This window comes from Streptomyces adustus, from assembly GCF_009377175.1.
GTDB lineage: Bacteria > Actinomycetota > Actinomycetes > Streptomycetales > Streptomycetaceae > Streptomyces > Streptomyces adustus.
Window position 1 is genome coordinate 16,179 of the sequence record NZ_VJZD01000078.1, and the last position, 20,634, is coordinate 36,812.

Annotated in this window: 9 protein-coding genes; 7 read left to right on the top strand and 2 right to left on the bottom strand. The window is 73.0% G+C overall.

Going from position 1 to position 20,634, the window contains the following annotated elements; translation table 11 throughout:
* The first annotated feature begins 42 nt into the window (after positions 1-42).
* Positions 43-2,286: an ABC transporter ATP-binding protein/permease gene (locus FNH09_RS20380; RefSeq protein WP_338017623.1), complete on the top strand. Its 2,244-nt coding sequence runs from the start codon at positions 43-45 to the stop codon at positions 2,284-2,286.
* Between the two features lie 202 nt (positions 2,287-2,488).
* Here FNH09_RS20380 and FNH09_RS20385 read toward each other — a convergent pair whose 3' ends face one another.
* Complete coding sequence (locus FNH09_RS20385) at positions 2,489-3,658, bottom strand: acyl-CoA dehydrogenase family protein (RefSeq protein WP_152890034.1); 1,170 nt, start codon at positions 3,656-3,658, stop codon at positions 2,489-2,491.
* Positions 3,659-4,453: 795 nt separating this feature from the next.
* Here FNH09_RS20385 and FNH09_RS20390 point away from each other — a divergent pair.
* Together FNH09_RS20390 and FNH09_RS20395 are read left to right on the top strand one after the other, a co-directional pair.
* The gene (locus FNH09_RS20390; protein ID WP_420802762.1) at positions 4,454-5,773 is read left to right on the top strand and encodes a type III PLP-dependent enzyme; all 1,320 of its coding nucleotides are present in this window, start codon (positions 4,454-4,456) and stop codon (positions 5,771-5,773) included.
* On the top strand, positions 5,770-6,327 hold the full coding sequence (locus FNH09_RS20395) for a GNAT family N-acetyltransferase (RefSeq protein WP_152890036.1): 558 nt from the start codon (positions 5,770-5,772) through the stop codon (positions 6,325-6,327). The genes FNH09_RS20390 and FNH09_RS20395 overlap by 4 nt, the downstream gene beginning before the upstream one ends.
* A gap of 115 nt (positions 6,328-6,442) precedes the next feature.
* Here FNH09_RS20395 and FNH09_RS20400 read toward each other — a convergent pair whose 3' ends face one another.
* Complete coding sequence (locus FNH09_RS20400) at positions 6,443-7,783, bottom strand: type I glutamate--ammonia ligase (protein ID WP_152890038.1); 1,341 nt, start codon at positions 7,781-7,783, stop codon at positions 6,443-6,445.
* Positions 7,784-7,985: 202 nt separating this feature from the next.
* Here FNH09_RS20400 and FNH09_RS20405 point away from each other — a divergent pair, with 202 nt between their 5' ends.
* From FNH09_RS20405 to FNH09_RS20420, 4 genes are all read left to right on the top strand, one after another.
* Positions 7,986-9,068, top strand: coding sequence for an alpha/beta hydrolase (locus FNH09_RS20405; protein WP_156110827.1), 1,083 nt, complete (start codon positions 7,986-7,988; stop codon positions 9,066-9,068).
* 409 nt (positions 9,069-9,477) lie between these two features.
* Positions 9,478-9,819, top strand: a complete 342-nt coding sequence (locus tag FNH09_RS20410; RefSeq protein ID WP_152890042.1) for a DUF5132 domain-containing protein — start codon at positions 9,478-9,480, stop codon at positions 9,817-9,819.
* 206 nt (positions 9,820-10,025) lie between these two features.
* The gene (locus FNH09_RS20415) at positions 10,026-10,313 is read left to right on the top strand and encodes a hypothetical protein (protein WP_152890044.1); all 288 of its coding nucleotides are present in this window, start codon (positions 10,026-10,028) and stop codon (positions 10,311-10,313) included.
* Positions 10,314-10,429: 116 nt separating this feature from the next.
* Positions 10,430-20,634: non-ribosomal peptide synthetase (locus tag FNH09_RS20420; RefSeq protein ID WP_152890046.1), on the top strand; the 10,205-nt coding region annotated here is incomplete at its 3' end.

A 20,634-nucleotide genomic window follows, 5' to 3' on the forward strand; every position in this document is an offset into this window, starting at 1 on the left:
CTGCTGGGTGCCGCAGCCGGATTTCGCTCCACGGATTTGGACGTGCGTCCGCGTTCGGTCATTTCGGGCCGCCAGCGCTGGGACGTCAAGCTGGTTCTCGGTCGGCCGCAGGCGGCCGAAGTCCTTGCCGCGGTCCTGCGGCGCATTCCCGGGATCACCGAGGCACAGGCCAGCCCGATCACCGGTGGGCTCCTCGTCCGGCACGACGCGCGGGTGCAGGGCGCGGACGTCGGCCGACTCGTCCGCGGAGCCGTCGCCCTGGTCGTGTCGGGCTCGGCCGGGGCACGGCGCCCGGCTCCGGCGCAGCCCGCCGCAGGGGCGGCCCCGCGCACGGGTCGTGGCGTCGTGCGCCCCGCGCTCGCCGTCGGGGGCGGGGTGGTGGCCGGCCTCGCCCTGATCCGCGGGGCGTCGCTGGGCAAGCAGCTGGTCGCCCTGGGCGGAGTGGCGGTGGCGACCGGGGTCGTGGTCCGCAAGGCATGGCGCAGAACGGTCGACGCGGCCCGGGACCTGCCCGGAACCGCCGCCGAACGCCACCCCCTGCTGGAGATCGTGGGACCGCACCGTCGGCGTCTCTGCCGCGCGTCCGTGCTGTCGGTCGCCTGTCAGGTCTCGGAGATGGCGCTCGGCACCTTCCTCGGCTGGACCGCGCTGGTGCTCATCAAGGGCCAGGCCGGCCCGCTGGTCCGGTTCGGGCTGACCACCGCGTCCGCCCAACTCTGGGGCCTGACCGGGCTGGTGGGCGTCGCCTGTGCCGCCGTGGCCGGCCTGTCGTACGCCTCGAACCTCCAGTGGCGTCGGCTCGGCCAGGAGATCGAGCACGACTGGCGCAACCGGACGTACGCCCATGTGCAGCACCTCGAACTACGGCACCTGGAAGGCGAGCGGACCACCCGGATCGCGGGAGTGCTCAGCGACGACGTCCGTCAGCTGGGCGCCTTCTTCGCCACCTCGGCCAACGACCTGCTGCAACTGAGCACCAGCCTGGCCCTCCTGGTGCCGCTGTTCCTGTGGCTGGCACCACAGATCGCCTGGATCGCGTTCCTGCCCATCCCCTTCATCGCCTGGCTGTCGTTCCACTACCAGGACAAGGTCACGGCCGACTACGCCGTCTCCGGTGAGGACCGAGCCAGGCTGCACAGCCAGCTGGTGAACACGCTGGAGGCCGGCGCCACCGTCAAGAGCTTCAGCACCGAGGACTACGAGGCCGAACGCATCGACCGGCTGAGCGCGGAGGCCCAGGACAGCAGTCGGCGGACCGACCGGAGCACGATCCGCCACGCCGAGGTCGTCCGGCTCTGCACGACCAGCTCGATGGCCGGCACCCTGCTGATCGGCGGCCGGTCGGTACTCGACGGCAGTATGCCGTTCGAGGTGTTCAGCCCACTGATCGGGCTGCCCCAGATGGTGATGGTGCGGATGAACCGGCTCGGCGGCATCGTCGACCAGTACCAGCGCACGATCACCGCCTACGACCGGGTCCGGCGGCTGCGTGCCCTGCCCGCCGAGATCGACGGCACCGGCGGACCGCTCGACGCTGAAGAGGTGCGCGGGGAGATCGTCCTCGACGGCGTGACGTTCGCCTACCCCGATCGGCCGCCGGCCCTGGAGGACCTCTCGCTGACCATCCCCGCCGGTCGGGTCACCGCCCTCGTCGGTGCCACCGGCTCCGGCAAGACGACGATCGCCAGGCTGCTGATGCGGTTCCAGGACGCGGACTTCGGCAGCGTGCTGCTCGACGGGCGGGACGTGCGCGACCTGTCGCGGCGCGATCTGCGCCAAGCGATCGGGTTCGTCGCCCAGGACCCCTTCCTCTTCGACGGCACCGTCGCCGACAATATTCGGTACGGCAGTTTCGGCGCCTCGGACGAGGCCGTGGTCGAGGCGGCCATGAAGGCCGAGGCGCACGCCTTCGTCGCGACGCTGCCGGACGGCTACGACACGGTGATCGGCGAGCGCGGCGCCGCTCTCTCCGGCGGCCAGCGGCAGCGGATCGCGCTGGCGCGCGCGATCCTGAAGGACGCGCCGGTCGTGATCCTCGACGAGGCCACCTCCGCCGTGGACAACGAGACCGAGGCCGCCATCCAGCGGACGCTCCGCGCCTTCGCCGCCGACCGGACGATGCTGATCATCGCCCACCGGCTCTCCACGGTCCGCCACGCCGACCGGATCTACGTCATGGACAAGGGCGGGGTCGTGGCCGAGCAGGGTACCCACGACGAACTCCTCGCCCAGCACGGACTCTACGCATCCCTCTGGCAGCTCCAGGCGGGCGAACTCGCCGCCTGACCGCACAGCCGCCACGCCCCCGACAGTGTGATGTCACAGGCGTGGCGGCGTGGCGTGTCGCGAAGGCCCTGCTTGAGCAGCCCGCCGGCCCGCCGCGGGAGCGGCCGAGTCCAGGGGCACCCGGCTCGGCCGCCGTCAGGAGCGGTACCGTCGGCAGCTCCGGCCAATGGACGATCCGTAGGAGCTTCGGAGCCGGGATGGTTCAGGGGGCCAGGGTGAGGTCGCCGCTGTTGGATCTGGCGAGCGACCGTCCGATGACCAGGCGCTGAATCTGGTTCGTGCCTTCGAAGATCTGCGTCACCTTGGCCTCACGCATGTACCGCTCGACCGGGAACTCGCGCGTGTAGCCGACCCCGCCGAGCACCTGCACCGCATCGGTGGTGACACGCATCGCGTTGTCGGTCGCGACGAGCTTCGCGACCGACGCCTCACGGCTGAACGGCAGTCCCGCGTCCTTCAGCCGGGCGGCATGGAGGGTCGCGGCACGCGCGGAGACGACCGCGGCCTCCATGTCGGCGAGCAGGAACGCGACTCCCTGGTGGTCGATGATGCGCGATCCGAACGTCTCGCGATCGCGTGCGTAGGCGATGGCGTGGTCGAGAGCGCCCTGGGCGAGGCCGACCGCGACGGCCGCGATACCGAGACGACCGGAATCCAGGCTCGCGAGAGCGATACGCAGGCCGTCGCCCTCGGCGCCGATACGCCGCTCGACGGGGACGCGGACGTCCCGGAGCACCATGGTCGCCGTCGCGGACCCGGTCAGGCCCATCTTGCGTTCGGGCACATCGGCGGTGAGGCCCTCGGCGCCGGCCGGGACCAGGAAGCAGGAGATGCCCGTGCGGTTCTCCGAGGTGCGGGCCATGACCTTGTAGTAGTCCGCGTGGCCGCCGTGGGTCGTCCAGGCCTTCGCGCCGTTCAGGACGTAGTGATCGCCGTCCGGGCGGGCCCGGGTCCGCATCGCGGCCGGGTCGGAGCCGGCGTGCGGCTCCGAGAGGCAGTAGGCGCCCAGCAGTTCGCCACCGAGCATCGCGGGCAGCCACTCCTGCTTCTGCTCCTCGGTGCCCATCGTCGCCAGGCCGAAGCACGACAGCACGTGCACGGAGACACCGACCGCGACCGAAGCCCATACGGAGGCGATCTCTTCGACCACCTGGAGGTACACCTCGTAGGACAGACCACTGCCGCCGTAGGCCTCGGAGTACGGCAGACCGAGCAGGCCGACGCTTCCGAGGAGCCTGAAGACGTCACGCGGGAACGCCTCGTTCGCCTCGTCGGCATCCACCCGTGACGCGAGTTCATCGGCCGCCAGCTTCCGTACCAGCCTGATGAGGTCGACGGACTCCTCGTTCGGCAACAGACGACGCGCGCTCATGGCACCTTCCAGCTGTCGGGGCGGTACATCGTTCAGAGACATCTGCGCGTCGAGGCACCGTGCGGCGCCCTCTGTGGGCAGACGTCGAAACGCTTGGGGCGGGTGTCGATTTCCGGCCGGTCAGGAGCGCCCGAAGGCGGTCGACGGTGACCCTTCGCAGCCGGAGACGGACACTGCGACGATCACATCGGCAAGCCGGTCGAGCCGGACTCGGCCGAGGACCACTCACATGGAAATCCGGGTTCCGGTGAGTCCGCGGTGCGGTTCTCACGCGGGTGGCGGTGTGGCTTTGCCCTGTTCAAGGGTGGTTTTGGTGAGTGTAGTGGGCTGATGGGCGGCCTGTGTTCACTTTCCGGTGCCGCCCCTCGATCGTGTACAGCCGACGCTCATGGGCCTTGCCGTCCGAGCGCCCTGGACGCCTGCTCGACCGGTCGGCGACACGAGATGTCTTCGACTGCATCCGGTGGTACGTGATCGTCAAGGTCGTGGAGGCCCGCACCCACGCCGTTCGGGTGGTCCTGTATGTCGAGCGGCGGTTCGAGGCGCCGCCGCAACTGCCCGGCAGCGCCGGAGCGATCTCTCTTTCGCGGGGCCCGCCCGTCGGATCGACCCGTTCACGGCGGGCAGGCCGCGCGGGGTGCACAGCAGGAGCAGGTCCCAGAAGTGCATAGAGTGCGGCGGGGAGGGAGTCCAGGTCAGGCGTCACAGCCGGGGGCCTGTCGACTCCCTCGCTTCATCTCACGCGTGCCGGCAAGTCCTTGGCACCCTTCATCCAGTCGGATCGGGAGTTCGTACGTGAAGCCTCAGACCACCGACATGCGCCAGAGCGCCGAACGGCGCCGGACGGCCGACCACGGCAGAACCGGCCACTGCGCTTCGATCGTGCCTACCACCGTGTACGCAGCCACCGCGCCCGTCCCCGGCCTGCCCGACCACTCCGCGCTGCGCGCCGCGCTCGCCGCCGCCGCCGAGGACGTCATCATCTACGACCTGGCGGGCATCGGCCGCCAGTACGCCGCCCTGTGCGCCGAACTGCCCGGTGTCGCCGTCCGGTTCGCGATGAAGGCCTGCCCGGTGGACGAGGTGCTCGATCACCTCGCCCGGCTCGGCTCCGGCTTCGACGCGGCGAGCCCGCAGGAGATCGCCCAGGCGCTGCGCACCGGAGTGGCCCCCGGGCTGATCCACTACGGCAACACCGTCAAGTCCGACCGCAACATCGCCGAGGCCTACCGGCTGGGCGTGCGCGACTTCGCCACCGACTGTCGGGAGGACGTCGCCGCGATCGCCGAACACGCCCCCGGATCCCGGGTGTTCTGCCGGATCGCGACCACCGGCGAGGGTGCGCTGTGGGGCCTCAGCCGCAAGTTCGGCTGCTCGCCCGAGGACGTCCCGCGGGTGCTCGGCGCCGCCCGCACCGCAGAGCTGGTGCCCTCCGGCCTGTCCGTGCACGTCGGCTCCCAGCAGATGACCGCCGAGGCCTGGGCCGCGGCGATCGACTCGCTGGCCGCCGCCCTCGAGGGGCTCGGCCGACGCGGGATCACCCCGGACCGGATCAACCTCGGCGGCGGACTGCCCGCCCTCGGCGTCCTCGACCGGCGCGGCCGGCCGCTGGAACCGCCGCTGGACAAGATGTTCGTGGTGATCCGCGAGGGCATGGAACGGCTGCGTGCGGTCAATGCCGCCCCGTTGGACTTCCTGCTGGAGCCCGGTCGCCACCTGGTCGCCGACCACGGCGCGATCCGCGCCCACGTCGCCCGGCTCTCTTCCCGCCGTCGGCTCGACGGCACCCGCGAGGACTGGCTCTACCTGAGCTGCGGCAAGTTCAACGGCCTCTACGAGATGGACCAGTTGCGCTACCGCCTGGAGTTCCCCACCCACCCCGGCGGGCAGTTCGTCGACGCCGTGCTGGCCGGCCCGACCTGCGACAGCGACGACGCGTACGCCCAGGAGGACGGCCCGGTACGGGTCCCGCGCGCGATCGCCTCCGGCGACCCGGTGTGGGTCCACTCCTGCGGCGCGTATGCCGCCGCCTACTCCACCCGGGGGTTCAACGGCTTCGCACCGCTGCCGTACGTGTGCGTCGGTGGTCCGGCTCCGGACGGAGGAGGCGCATGACCGACACCCGGATCCGGCTGTTCCGGGAGGGGGACTGGGACGAGGTGGCCGCGCTGGAGGAACGCGCCTACGCCGCGAGCGGCCTGTCCGAGGGGCGGGAGGCGCTGCGCTCCCGGCACCGCGCCTCGCCCTCGACCTGCTTCGTGCTGGAGCACGCGGGCGGCTTCGGCGGCTACCTGCTCGCATTGCCGTACCAGCTGTTCCGCTGCCCGGACCTGAGCCTGGCCGAGGAGGGCGCGGCGCAGGAGGGCAACGGGGGAAGCAACCTGCACACCCACGACCTGGTGATCGCCGAGCGGGCGCGCGGCCGGGGCCTGGCCCGCCGGATGCTGCGGCATCTGGAGGAGACCGGCCGGGCGGCCGGCTACCGGACCCTCTCCATGGTCGCCGTGCACGGCTCCGAGGCACTGTGGTCCCGGCTGGGCTACCGCGCCCGGCCCGAGATCGGACTGCCCGCGAGCTACGGCGCCGAGGCGCTCTACATGGCGAAGCCGCTGGAACCCGCCGTCACCGATCCGGCTCCCGGGTCCTCCCCGAGAGCCGAAGTGGGCTGACGCGGAAGCCCTCTTCCGGGGCCGCATCCCGCTGAACCCCGTGCGGCTCGACGGCGACCGGCAGGCCTTCGGCCGACTCGTCGCCCGGGAGCCGGAGGAGCGGAACCGATGCTCGTCACCAGCGCCAGCGGACGGCTTCGACGACGTCCGCATCCGTGTGCATCGAGAACAGTTCGGCCTCCGCCCGCCGGACGGCCAGCACGGTCTCGTACAGCTCGGAACCGAGCGCCTGTCGCAGCAGTTCGGACTTCTCGTACGCGTCGATCGCCTCCGGCAGCGTTGCCGGGAGACGCTCGGCGGAGGCGAGGGCGGCGGGGTCGCTCGGGGTCTCGGGCGGGAGCGGCAGACCGGCGTCCAGGCCGGCGAGTCCGGCGGCCAGCACTCCGCCGATCTCCAGGTACGGGTTGGCGGCGGCGTCGAAGCACTTGAGCTCGGCGTTGGCCTGCCCGGCGGCGGAGCCGGTGATCAGGCGCAGCGCCGCCTCACGGTTCTCCAGGCCCCAGCAGCGGTAGGCCCCGGCGAAGCGGGAGGGGACCAGCCGCAGGTAGGAGGAGACGCTGGGCGCGCCGAGGGCGAGCAGGGCGGGCAGCTCGGCCAGTACGCCCGCGAGGAACTGCTCGGCTTCGGGGTGCAGCCCGTGGCGGCCAGGCCCGCCGTGCCCGAGGTTGTGGCCCTGTCGCCAGAGACTGAGGTGCAGGTGGCCGCCGTTGCCGATCGAGCCCTCGGCGAAGACGGGCGCGTACGAGACCCGCAGGCCGTGCCGGGCGGAGACGGCCCGGACGGTGTGGCGGACCAGCATCGCGGTGTCGGCCGCCTCGACCGGCCCCTCGGCGGCGACCGAGACCTCGAACTGCCCCGCGGCGTACTCGGGGTGGAGCTGGAGCACGGTCAGCCCCTGGGCGGTGAGGGCGCGCAGCACCTCCCGCAGGTAGTCGGAGTGTTCGATGAAGCGGTTCATCCCGAACGCGGGCGCGACCGTCGCGGGGGTCCCGGCGGCGTCGGCCGCCACCCACTCGACCTCGATCCCGGCCCGCACCGAGAGCCCGCGCTGCTCGACGGCCTCGGTGACCTGGCGGGCGAAGCTGCGCTGGCAGCCGGGGTGCGGGGTGCCGTCCTGGGTGTAGCGGTCGGCCGGGGCCCAGGCCCAGCCGGGCTGGGCGGCGAGCGGGGTGAGCCGGTCGAGGTCGGGGACGAGCCGCAGGTCGCCCACCGGGCCGGTACTCGCGGGAGCGGTGGTGAAGGAGTCGTCCACCAGGGAGACGTCGAAGCAGGGTACGGCGCCGACGCCGTACTCGGCGGCGTGTTCGAGCTGGGTGCGCGGGACGGACTTCACCCGGGTGAGCCCGGCGTTGTCGACCCAGCCGAACACCACTCCGTCGATTCCGTCGGCGGCGAGCTGGGCTTCGGCCGCCCGGGCCTGGGCGGCCCGCTCGGCTGGGGAGTACGTGGTGGTCATGTCGCCCATGCTGGCGTTCGCGGCAGACGGTGAGCGAGAGGCCAACCGGGAGTTCACTCGTCCGTGGCTGCGGTAACTCCAGGCCCTTGATCGTGTGCGGTGCGTTCGCGGGCGATCGGTGGGGGACGGCCTGCCGTGGCGCGGGTGGATGGGGGGAAGGACACTGGAGAGATCGGTTTTCGAGTGCCGTTGCGGAGGGCCGATGCGACGGGACGGACGGATGGCGAACTCCCTGCTCGCACTGCTGAGCCGGGACTGGCTGGGCATGGCTGTCGCGCTGGTGGTGGCGGCGGTGGGCGGCTGCCTCGTCGGGGTGGGGCCGGTCTGGGCGGTGGCACTGGGTGGCCTGGCGGTGGCTGTCGGAGCGCTGTCGCTGGCCGGGGCCGTCCGGCACCTGGTGCTGATGGCCCGCGAGGGGCGCCGTAATCCGCCGCCGGGGCGGCTGGTCGACGTGGCCGGCCACCGGATGCACGTCCTGGCCGAGGGGGAGGCCGGGGGCGGGCCGACGGTGGTCTGGATGCCCGGTGGGCACGCCCCCGGTGCGGAGTTCCGGGAGCTGCACACGATGCTGCGGGCCCGGACCCGTTCGGTGCTGGTCGACCGGTTCGGTTCGGGCTGGAGTGATGTCGGGCCCTTCCCGAGGACGACGGCGGGCGAGGCGGAGGAGCTCCTGGCGGCGTTGGAGAGGGCGGGGGAGCGGGGCCCCTTCGTCCTCGTCGGTCATTCCTTCGGGGGGTTGCTGGTCGCGAACGTGGCCAGGCGTCGTCCGGACCTGGTGGCCGGGCTCGTGCTGCTGGATCCGACGCCCCTGGAGGTGATCGCCTTCGCGCCACCCGGTCGGCAGCTCGCGCGGATGCGTCGCGGCATGCTGCTGACGGCGGTGCGGCAGCTGTTCGGCCTGCACCGTGACCCCGGTGGCCGGACCGGGCAGGGCTGCGCCGCCGCGTCGATCTTCGCCGAGCTGTCGCCAACGGGGTTGGCGCGCGTGGGCTGGGAGACCGTCGTGTACGACGGGGATCTCGGGGACCTGCCGTTGACGCTGGTGATACCGAGGGACCTCATCGGCGGGGAGGCGGTGCTGGCCGGCGCCCGGGACCCGGTCGAGGCCGAGCGGATCGTCCGTTTCTATCTGCGGAGCAGAGTTCGGTACCTGGCGGCGTCGACGGCGTCCCGGCTGGTGCACACGCCCCACGGGACGGGCCACGACTTCCCGCGTGAGGCGCCCGAGTTCGTGGCCGACGTGGTCTGGGACCTGGTGCGGGAGTTGCGCGTCATCCGCTCGTGACCGCACGCGCGGAGTCCGCCGGGGCCGGGCGTCCCACCGGCCGCGCTTTCGAGGGTGGCGTGCGAACTCGGCGGTCGCCATAAGGGGTCGCCGGTAATACGTAAATTGGAAAATCAATGCACTCGGTGGAGGTGACTTCTGCAATCCGTAACGGCCCGGAACATGGATAGCACTCGCATGAGTGAAAACCGCCGAGGCGGTTTGGTCTCGATGGACCTGACTGGACTACGGTGATCGAGGAGCGGACGGTGTACCCCGTCGACAAGGAATTCAACCCGGCAGAGAGCTCGGCACGGGATATCGAGAATTCCGGAAATGGGCGCTTCCGCCTTCCTTGCTGTGCGTGCTCCGGGGTTCGCAGTGCCCTGGGCCCCCTGTCGTGCGAATGCGTAGAGAGGCTTGGAGCATCATGCCGCCCGTCGTTCCGCCGTTTCTGATCGGTCTGGTCGTCGCGCCACTCGCCAAACGTCTCCTCGAACCGCTGGTGCGCGGTGTCGTCACGACCTCCGTCGGTGTCGTCATGGAGGCGAAGAGAGCGGCCCATGAGGCCGGAGAGAACATCCACGACCTCGCGGTCGAGGTGGCTGCCGACGTCGTGGCGGCGCGGACCGCCTCCGGTGACGGCCGTCGGCCCGCCGGGGATGCGCTTTCGAACGGCGAGGAGGGCGAAGCCGCCGTCAGGGTCGAGGGCGAGGCCGGGACTGCGAAGGCCTGTGCGACGGCAGGTGCCGGGAGAGCGCAGACAACCTGACTTGTCGGCTCGGCCCGCCACATGGGTGCGCCTTTGGATCCGACATCGGAGACCGGGTCCCCGCGGCGGCCGGCCGCGGCCCTTTCGGTCGTATCTCTGCCCCCTCTCGGACTTTCCGCTCCATCGCGGTGATCCGCCGTGCGCCGAATTCGACAGCGCCCGCTGACGGATGACCCGCGCCCTCCGTAAAACAGGTGACCATACACATGCCATCGCCACTGGCTGCCGCAGCCGAGACCGAGACCGAGAGCGTCGACGAGTCGAGCGAGGCGGCCCGGAAGAGCAGTCGGCAGCGCACGCCCCGTCTCCTCGCGGCCGACCGGACGGCGCGGGTCACCGCCCACCGGTTCGCCGCGGCCCGGTACGCCGACCGGATCCACGTCATAGACAAGGGTGACGTCGTCGCCGAACAGGGCATCCACGACGAACTCCTCGCACGGCACGGACTCCCCGCACCTCTCCGACAGTTCCCAGCCGACGCACCCGCCGCCTGACCGCGGCCGCCGCGCCCCCCGACCAGGTGACGCCACCGCGGTCGGCGCCTCCAGGCGCGCACCGCGCACACGCCTCCCCCCGCTCGCTCCTCCCCCACTCCTGGAGATATCCCCCCATGTCCCGTCGCGACGGCGAGTTCCTTCCCCTGACAGCGGCCCAACGCGAGATCTGGCTCGCGGAGCAGCGCTCCCGGACGCCGATCCCGGGCTACCGCGTCGGTGAGTGCCTGGAGATCCACGGGCCGGTGGACCGGGAGCAGTTCGAGACCGCGCTGCGCCGGGTGGTCGACGAGGTCGACGCCCTGCACGTGACCTTCGTCGACGACGGCGAGGGCCCGCGCCAGGTTCTCAGGGAGGGCTGGGACTGGGCTCCGGCCCACCTCGACCTCAGCGGGGAGCCCGACCCCCGGGCGGCCGCCCTGGCATGGATGGAGCGGGACCTGCTGCGCCCGCTGGACCTCGCCCGGGACCCGCTGTTCGGCCACGCGCTGATCAAGGCGTCCCCGACGGAGTACCTCTGGTACCTGAACTACCACCACGTGGTGCTGGACGCGATCAGCAGCTCCATGCTCCGGCAGCGCGTCGGCGAGGTGTACTCGGCACTGGCCGAGGGCGGCGCCGTCCCGCCCTGCCCGTTCGGCCCGCTGCGGGACCTGGTCGACAGCGACGCCGCCTACCGCGCCTCCGCCGACTTCGCCGCCGACCGCGCCTACTGGACCGCCCGCTTCGCCGACCTGCCCGCCCCGACCCGGCTCACCCACACCGCCGCGACCGACCCGCACCGCGCCCTCCGGCTCGCCGAGGAGCGCGAACTGCGCCGGCCGGACGCCCTGCGGGCGGCGGCGGGACGGTCCGGTGTCCGGTGGTCCCGGCTGGTGGTCGCCGCGACGGCGCTCTACGCCCACCGGCTGACCGGAAACCAGGACGTGGTCCTCGCCCTGCCCGTCACCGCCCGCCGGGGCGCCGACCGTGATCTGACGGTGGTACCGGGCACGACGTCCAACGTGGTGCCGCTGCGGCTGACCGTCCGGCCCGACATGCCGTGGCGCGAACTCGTCGCCCAGGCGGCGCGGGAGGTCGAGACGGCCGTCGCGCACGAGCGCTACCGCAGCGAGGACCTGCTGCGAGACCTCGGCGTCCCCGGCGGCATCGGGACGGCGTTCCCGCTGATCGTCAACATCATGGCCTTCAACTCCCGGCCCAGTTTCGCCGGGCACCCGGCCTCCGTGCACCACTTCGTGTCCGGCTCGACCACCGACCTCGCCGTCTGGGTCTTCGACTACCGGGACGGAAACCCGCCGCTGCTGCGGCTGCACGGCTCGCCGGAGGCGTACGACACCGACGCCCTCGCCGGCCACCGGCAGCGGCTGCTCGCGCTGCTGGACACCCTCGCGGACTGCGACCAGGACGAGCCGGTGGGCCGGATCGACCTGCTCACCGCCGAGGAGCGCCGCGAGCTGGCGGTGCTCGGCGCCGGGCCGGCGGCGCCGGCCCCGGCCGCGAGCCTGCCTGAGCTGTTCCGGGAGCACGTCCGGGCGACACCGGACCTGGTGGCGCTGGTCTGCGGCGACGTCACGCTGACGTACGCGGAACTGGACGCGCGGGCCAACCGGCTGGCGCACGCCCTCATCGCCCGGGGAGCGGGCCCGGAACAGCGGGTGGCGGTGGCTCTGCCGCGCTCGGCGGAGCTGGTCGCGGCGATCCTCGCGGTGCTGAAGACCGGGGCGGCCTACGTGCCGGTCGACCCCGAGTACCCGGCCGCCCGGATCACCTACCTGCTCGACGACGCCCGGCCGGCCCTGCTGGTCACGGACTCCCGCAGCGAGGGGCGGCTGCCCGAGGCCGGACCCGTCGACAGGCTGGTGCTCGACGCCCCGGAGACGGCCGCCCTGGTGAGCGACTGCCCGGCGGCCGACCCGATGGTGGCCGTCGACCCGGACCTCCCGGCGTACGTCATCTACACCTCCGGCTCCACCGGCAGGCCCAAGGCCGTGCTGCCGACCCACGGCGGCCTGCTCGACCTGCTCACCGACCTCCGGCGGGTGCACTTCGCGCCGCTGCTGAAGCAGCGGCGGCGGCTGCGGGTGGCGCTGACCACCTCGGTGTCCTTCGACGCCTCCTGGAACCAGCTTTCCGCCCTGTTCGACGGCCACGAGCTGCACGTCCTGGAGCAAGCGACCTTCACCGACCCCGACGCCCTGGTCGCCTACGCGGCGCGCTGCGGTCTCGACTACCTCGAAGCCACCCCGTCCTACCTCCAAGTACTCCTCTCCCACGGGCTGTTGAGCGACCCGGAGCGGAGCCCGGCACTGGTCGGGGCGGGCGGTGAGGCCGTCCCGGAGCGGCTGTGGGAGCAGCTCCGCGCGGCCGGGGGCGCCACCTGCCTCAATCTCTACGGACCCTCCGAATGCACCGTCAACTCGGTGGTCGCGCCGCTGGAGTCGAGCCCGCGCCCGGTGATCGGCCGGCCGGTCACCAACGCCCGGCTGTACGTGCTCGACGGCGCCCTGCGGCCGCTGCCGAGGGGTGCGGCGGGCGAGCTGTACATCGCGGGCGCGGGGCTGGCTCGCGGCTACCTGTACCGGCCGGGGCTGACCGCCGGGCGGTTCGTCGCCGACCCGTTCGGACCGGGCGGGGCGCGGATGTACCGCACCGGGGACCTGGTGCGCTGGGACGCGGCCGGGAACCTGGAGTTCCTCGGTCGTACCGACGACCAGGTCAAGATCCGCGGCTTCCGGGTGGAACTCGGCGAGATCGAGACCGTGCTCGCCGAGCACCCGCAGGTCGCCCGGGCCGCCGTGACGGTACGCACCGAGGAGGAATCCCGGCTGGTCGCCTACGCGGTGCCCGAGCCCGGCGCCACCGTGACCGGCGCCGCCCTGCGCGACCACCTGCGGGACCGGCTGCCCCGGCAGCTGGTGCCGGACGCGTACATGCTGCTGGACGCGCTGCCGCTGACCCCGAACGGCAAACTCGACCGGCGGGCCCTCCCGGCGCCCGAGCGGCAGCCCGCCACGCCCGGCCGCGCACCGCGCACCGCGACCGAGCACCTGCTCGTCGGATTGTTCGCCGAGGTGCTCGGAGTCGCCGAGCCCGGACCGGACGACAGCTTCTTCGACCTCGGCGGGCACTCCCTGCTGGCCACCCGGCTGGTCGCCCGGGTCCGTTCGGTCCTCGGCGTGGAGCTGCGGCTCGGCGACCTGTTCGACGCGCCGACGGTGGCGGAACTGGCGGCGGCCGTGGACGTCGCGGGCCGGGCGCGTCCGGCACTGGGGCGGCGCGAGCGGCCGGAGACCGTCCCGCTGTCCTTCGCACAGCGCAGGCTGTGGTTCCTGCACCGTATGGAGGGTCCGAGCGCCACCTACAACATCCCGCTGACCCTGCGGCTTTCCGGGAGCCTGGACCGGCGGGCCCTGGAAGCCGCACTGGCGGACGTGGTCGAGCGGCACGAGAGCCTGCGCACCGTCTTCCCGACGGTCGACGGCGTGCCGTGCCAGCGGGTGCTGGACCCCGAGGAGGCCCGGCCGCGGCTGCGGGTGACCGAGCTCGGCGAACGCGAGCTGCCGCAGCGGCTGGCGCAGGCGGCCCGCTACGGCTTCGACCTCGCCGAGGAGCCGCCGCTGCACGCCGAGCTCTTCCGACTGGCGGACGAGGAGCACGTACTGCTGCTGGTGGTGCACCACATCGCCGGCGACGGGTGGTCGACGGGGCCGCTCTCGCGGGACCTCACGACCGCCTACGCGGCCCGCGCCGAGGGCGGGAAGCCGGAGTGGTCGCCGCTGCCGGTCCAGTACGCCGACTACGCCCTCTGGCAGCGCGAGCTGCTCGGTGACGGCTCGGACCCGGACAGTCTGCTCGGCGGGCAACTAGCCTACTGGCGGCATCAGTTGGCAGGTCTTCCGGAGCAGGTGGAGCTGCCGTTCGACCGGCCCCGTCCGGCCGCGATGTCCTACCGGGGAGCCCACCTGCCGGTGCGGATCGACGCCGTACTGCACCAAGGCCTGCGCAGGCTCGCCCGCGACGGCGCGGCCAGCCTCTTCATGGTGCTCCAGGCCGGGTTGGCCGCCCTGCTGGGCAAGTTGGGCGCGGGCACCGACGTGCCCCTGGGCACACCGATCGCGGGACGCACCGACGAGGCCGCGGACGAACTGGTCGGCTTCTTCGTCAACACCCTGGTGCTGCGCACCGATCTCTCCGGCGACCCGTCGTTCACCGAACTGCTGGCACGAGTGCGGGCCGACGCGCTGGCCGCGTACACCCACCAGGACGTGCCCTTCGAGCACCTGGTGGAGGCGCTCAACCCGACCCGGACGCTGGCGCACCACCCGCTGTTCCAGACCATGCTCGCCCTGCAGAACGCGCCGCTCGGCACGTTCGACCTGCCCGGACTGCGGGTGACGACCGACCTGGTCCACACCGGGACCGCCAAGTGCGACCTGACCTTCATCATGGCCGAACAGCCCGGCGGGGACGGCCTGTCGGGCGTGGTGGAGTACAGCACCGACCTGTTCGACGAGGTCACCGTGACCGGGATCGTCGAGCGGTGGCTGCGGCTGCTCCGGGCCGTGGTGGCCGACCCCGGTCGGCGGATCGGCCAGGTGGACGTGCTGTCCGCCGACGAGCTCCGCGCCCTGCTCCCGGCCCCCACCGGCCGCAGCGAGGAGCCGTCGGAAGGCACCTTGACCACGCTGTTCGAGCGGCAAGTACGGGCGACCCCGGCCGCCGTCGCCCTCACGGACGGCGAAGTCACCCTGACATACGGCGAGTTGAACACCCGAGCGAACCGCCTCGCGCACGCCCTGATCGACCGGGGGGTGGGCCCGGAGCAGCGCGTGGCGCTGGCCCTGCCGCGCTCGGCCGAGCAGGTCGTGGCGGTGCTCGCCGTGCTGAAGGCGGGCGGTGCCTACCTCCCGGTGGACCCGCAGTACCCGGCCGCCCGGATCGCCTACCTGCTCCAGGACGCCCGGCCCGCGCTCCTCGTGACCACTGGCCGAACCGGCGACCTGCCGGGCGTGGAGGCGGTGGACCGGCTGCTGCTGGACGAAGCCGACCTGGACGGGCTGCCGGACACGGACCCGGAGGTCCCCCTCGACCCCGGCCACGCCGCCTACGTCATCTACACCTCCGGTTCCACCGGCAACCCCAAGGGCGTGGTGGTCTCGCACCGGAACGTGGTGCGGCTGTTCGACACCACCCGGGAGCTCTTCGGCTTCTGTGCCGAGGACGTCTGGACCCTCTTCCACTCCTACGCCTTCGACTTCTCGGTGTGGGAGCTGTGGGGCCCGCTGCTGCACGGCGGCCGGCTGGTGGTCGTGGACCACGAGACCAGCCGCTCGCCCGGCCGCTTCCTGGAACTCCTCGCCGGTGAGCGGGTGACCGTGCTCAACCAGACGCCGTCCGCGTTCTACCAGCTGATGCAGGCGGATGCCGAGCACCCGCGTGAACTCGCCCTGCGGACCGTCGTGTTCGGCGGTGAGGCGCTGGAGCACGCCCGGCTGGCGAGCTGGTACGAGCGGCACCCGGACGACGCGCCGCGCCTGGTCAACATGTACGGCATCACCGAGACCACGGTGCACGTCACGTACGCGGCGCTCGACCGGTCCGGCGTCGTCGCCGGAGAGATCGGCGCGGCCATCCCCGATCTGCGCACCTATGTGCTGGACGCGAGTCTGCGGCCGGTGGCCCCGGGCGTGCCCGGCGAGCTCTACGTCGCGGGCCCCGGTCTGGCGCGCGGCTACCTGAACCGGCCCGGCCTGACCGCCGGGCGCTTCGTGGCCGACCCGTTCGGACCTGCGGGATCACGGATGTACCGCAGCGGCGACGTGGTGCGCCGCGCGGCGGACAACAGCCTGCGCTACGTCGGCCGGGCCGACCAGCAGGTGAAGGTGCGTGGCTTCCGGATCGAGCTCGGCGAGATCGAGGCGGCGCTGGCCGCGCACCCAGGCGTCGCCCAGGTCGCCGTCGTGGCCCGGCAGGACCGGGCCGACGACACCCGACTGGTCGCGTACATGGTGCCGGTCGCGGGTACCGCGGCGAGTCCGGCGGAACTGCGTGCGCACCTGCGCGAGCGGCTGCCGGAGTACATGGTGCCCTCGGCGTTCGTCGTGCTGGACGCGCTGCCGCTGACCGCCAACGGCAAACTGGACCACCGGGCCCTGCCCGCCCCCGACCTCTCCGCGGCGGCCTCCCCCAGCCTCCGGCCGGGGGGACCCCCAGCCCGCGCACCGCGCACCCCGCAGGAACAGATCCTGTGCGAGCTGTTCGCCGAGGTCCTGGGCCTGGCGTCGGCCGGCGTCGAGGACGGCTTCTTCGACCTGGGCGGGCACTCTCTGCTGGCCACCCGCCTGGCCGCCCGGATCCGCGCGACGCTCGGCGTGGAGATGCCGCTGCGCGCCCTGTTCGAGGCGCCGACTCCGGCGGGCCTGGCCGCCGCCCTGGTGGCGGCCGGACCGGCGCAGGCCGCGCTGGTCCGGCGCGAGCGCCCCGAGGCGATCCCGCTGTCGTTCGCGCAGCGGCGGCTGTGGTTCCTGCACCAGCTGGAGGGTTCGAGCGCGAACTACCACATCTCCTTGGCCTGGCGACTGTCCGGGGAGCTGGACCGGTGGGCCCTGGAGGCCGCCGTGGCGGACGTGGTCGAGCGGCACGAGAGCCTGCGCACCGTCTTCCCGGCGGTGGACGGCGTGCCGTACCAGCGGGTGCTGGACGCCGTGGCGGCCCGCCCGCGGCTGCTCGTGCGCCGGACCACCGAGGCCGGGCTGCCGGCCGCGATGGCGGAAGCGAAGACGCGTCGGTTCGACCTGGCGGTCGATGTGCCCCTGCGTGCCGAGCTGTTCGAGCTGGCGGCGGACGAGCACGTGTTCCAGGTGGTGCTCCACCACATCGCCGGCGACGGCTGGTCGCTCGGCCCGCTCGCCCAGGGTCTGACCGCCGCCTACACAGCGCGCCGTCGCGGCGAGGAGCCGCAGTGGGCTCCGCTGCCGGTCCAGTACGCCGACCACACCCTGTGGCAGCACGAGCTGCTCGGCGACGGAGCCGACGAGGACAGCCTGTTCGCCCGCCAGGCGGCCTACTGGACGAAGGCGCTGGCCGGTCTGCCCGAGCAGCTCCGGCTGCCCGGTGACCGGCCCCGCCCGGCGGTCGCCTCGCACCGGGGCGGTTCCGTGCGCGCCGGGCTGGACGCCGAGCTGCACCGCGGACTGCGCGAGCTCGCCCGCGCCCACGGCACCAGTCTGTTCATGGTGCTCCAGGCAGGGCTCGCGGCGCTGCTGAGCAAGCTCGGCGCGGGCGACGACATCCCGGTCGGCAGCCCGGTCGCGGGCCGGACCGACCAGGCGCAGGACGAGCTGGTCGGCTACTTCGTCAACACCCTGGTCTTCCGCACCGACACCTCGGGCGACCCGACGTTCGCCGAACTGCTGGGCCGGGTCCGGGAGACCGCGCTGGCCGGGTACGCCCACCAGGACCTGCCGTTCGAATACCTGGTCGAGGCCCTCAACCCGGTCCGGTCGCTGGCGCACCATCCGCTGTTCCAGGTCATGCTGGTGCTGCAGAACGCGCCCCGGGCCGACTTCGCGCCGCCCGGGCTGCGCGTGTGCGACGTGCCGTCGCCGTCGACCACCGCCAAGCTCGACCTGATCTTCACGATGTCCGAACGGCAGTCGCAGGACGGCTCCCCGGAAGGGATCGACGGGTTCGTCGAGTACACCGGCGACCTGTACGACCCGGCCACCGTCGAGACGATGTTCGAGCGGTGGGTCCGGCTGCTCCGTGCCGCGGTCGCCGACCCGCAGCGCAGGCTCAGCCGGTTCGGCCTGATCACCGCCGAGGAGCGCGGTGAGCTGACGGCGCTGGGTACCGGCCCGGCGGCCCAGGCCTTCACCGAGAGTCTGCCGGAGCTGTTCCGGGCCCAGGTGCGTGCGAATCCGGACGCCCTCGCGCTGGTGGGACCGGACGCGTCGCTGACGTACGCGGAGCTGGACGCGCGGGCGAACCGGCTGGCGCACGCGCTGATCGCGCGGGGCGCGGGCCCGGAGCGGCTGGTGGCGGTGGCCCTGCCGAGGTCGGCCGAGCTGGTGGTGGCGATCCTCGCGGTGCTGAAGACCGGCGCCGCGTACCTTCCGGTCGATCCGGAGTACCCGGCCGCACGGATCGCGTACATGCTCGACGACGCCCGGCCGGTCCTGATGGTGACCGACGCCCGCACCCGGAGCCGGCTGCCGGAAACCGGTCCCGCCGGAGCGCTGGTGGCCGACGACCCGGCGACGGCCGCGCTGGTGGCGGCGTGCCCGGCGACGGACCCCGCGGTAGCCGTCGATCAGGACCACCCGGTCTACGTCATCTACACCTCCGGTTCCACCGGCAGGCCCAAGGGCGTGGTGGCGACGCACGGCGCCCTGCGCAACCTGTTCGCCAACCAGGGTCCGCTGATGTTCCGGACGGGGGAGCGGCTGCGGGTGGGACTGACCACGTCCGTGTCGTTCGACGCCTCCTGCGACCAGATGTTCGCCCTGTACGCAGGCCACGAGCTGCACGTCCTGGACGAGGCGACCTGGTCCGACCCGGACGCCTACCTCGAGCACGCCGCGCGGGCCGGTCTCGACACCGTCGGCGGCACCCCGTCCTACCTGCAAGTCCTCGTCGAGAACGGCCTGTTGGACAACCCGCGGTGGCGCCCGTCGCTGGTCGGGCTGGGCGGGGAGGCCGTTCCGGAGCAACTGTGGGAGCGGCTGCGGGCGGCCGACGGGGTGTCCTGCCTGAACTACTACGGGCCGGCCGAGTGCACGGTGGACGCGGTCGTCGCGCCGCTGGGGTCGAGCCCGCGCCCGGTGATCGGCCGGCCGCTCGGGGGAGTCCGGCTGCACGTGCTCGACGCCGCGTTGCAGCCGGTGCCCGCGGGTGTGCCCGGTGAGCTGTACATCGCCGGTGCGTGCCTGGCACGCGGCTATCTGAACCGGCCGGGACTGACCGCGGGACGGTTCGTGGCGGACCCGTTCGGGCCGGCCGGTACGAGGATGTACTGCACCGGGGACCTGGTGCGCTGGGACGCCGCGGCCGGGAACCTGGAGTTCCTCGGCCGTACCGACGACCAGGTCAAGGTCCGGGGGTTCCGGATCGAGCTCGGCGAGATCGAGGCGGCACTGGCGGAACACCCGCAGGTCGCGCAGGCCGCCGTGACCGTCCGGCAGGACCGGGCGGGGGACACCCGCCTGGTCGCCTACCTGGTGCCCGCCGCCGGAGCGGAGCCTCGGCCGGAGGACCTGCGGACGAGCCTGCGTGAGCGGCTGCCCGACTACATGGTGCCCGCCGCGTTCGTCCCCCTCGACGTCCTGCCGCTGAACGCCAACGGCAAGCTCGACCGGCGCGCCCTGCCCGAGCCCGGGGCCACCGTGACGGAGGTCGGCCGGTCGCCGCACACTCCCCAGGAGCAGGTGCTGGCCGGGCTGTTCGCCGAGGTGCTGGGCCTGACGCAGGTCGGTGTCGACGACAGCTTCTTCGACCTGGGCGGGCACTCCCTGCTGGCCACCCGGTTGGTGGCCCGGGTCCGTACGACCCTGGGCGTCGAACTGGCGCTGCACACTCTGTTCCGCACCCCGACGGTGGCCGGGCTGGCCGCCGGGCTGGGCGGCGCGGACCGGGCCCGGCTCGCCCTGGTGCGGGCGGAGCGGCCCGCGGGGGCAACTCCGGCCGAAGGCGGGGGGATGGTGCCGCTGTCGTCGGCCCAGCGCCGGCTGTGGTTCCTGCGCCAACTGGAGGGTGCCGACTCGGTCTACAACATGCCGCTCGCGTGGCGGCTCTCGGGACCGCTGGACCTGGCGGCACTGGAAGCGGCACTGGGCGACGTCGTGGACCGGCACGAAACCCTGCGCACGGTCTTCCCGGCCGCGGACGGCGTGCCCCACCAGCGGGTGCTGGCCGCCGGAGAGGCGCGCCCGAGGCTCTCGGTCACCCCGGCCGACGAGCCGGACCTGCCGCGACTGCTGGCGGGAGCCGCGGCGCGCGGATTCGACCTCGCCGCCGAACCACCGCTGCGCGCCGAGCTGTTCGAGGTCTCGGCGGACCACCATGTGCTGCTGCTGGTGATGCACCACATCGCCGGAGACGGCTGGTCGCTGGGCCCGCTGGCCGCCGACCTGGCCACCGCCTACGCGGCACGCCGCCGGGGCGAGGAACCGCAGTGGGCGCCGCTGCCCGTCCAGTACGCCGACTACACCCTGTGGCAGCGCGAGCTGCTCGGCGACCCGGCCGACCGGGACAGCCTGTTCGCCCGCCAGCAGGCCTACTGGACCGAGCAGTTGGCAGACCTTCCGGAGCAGATCCGGCT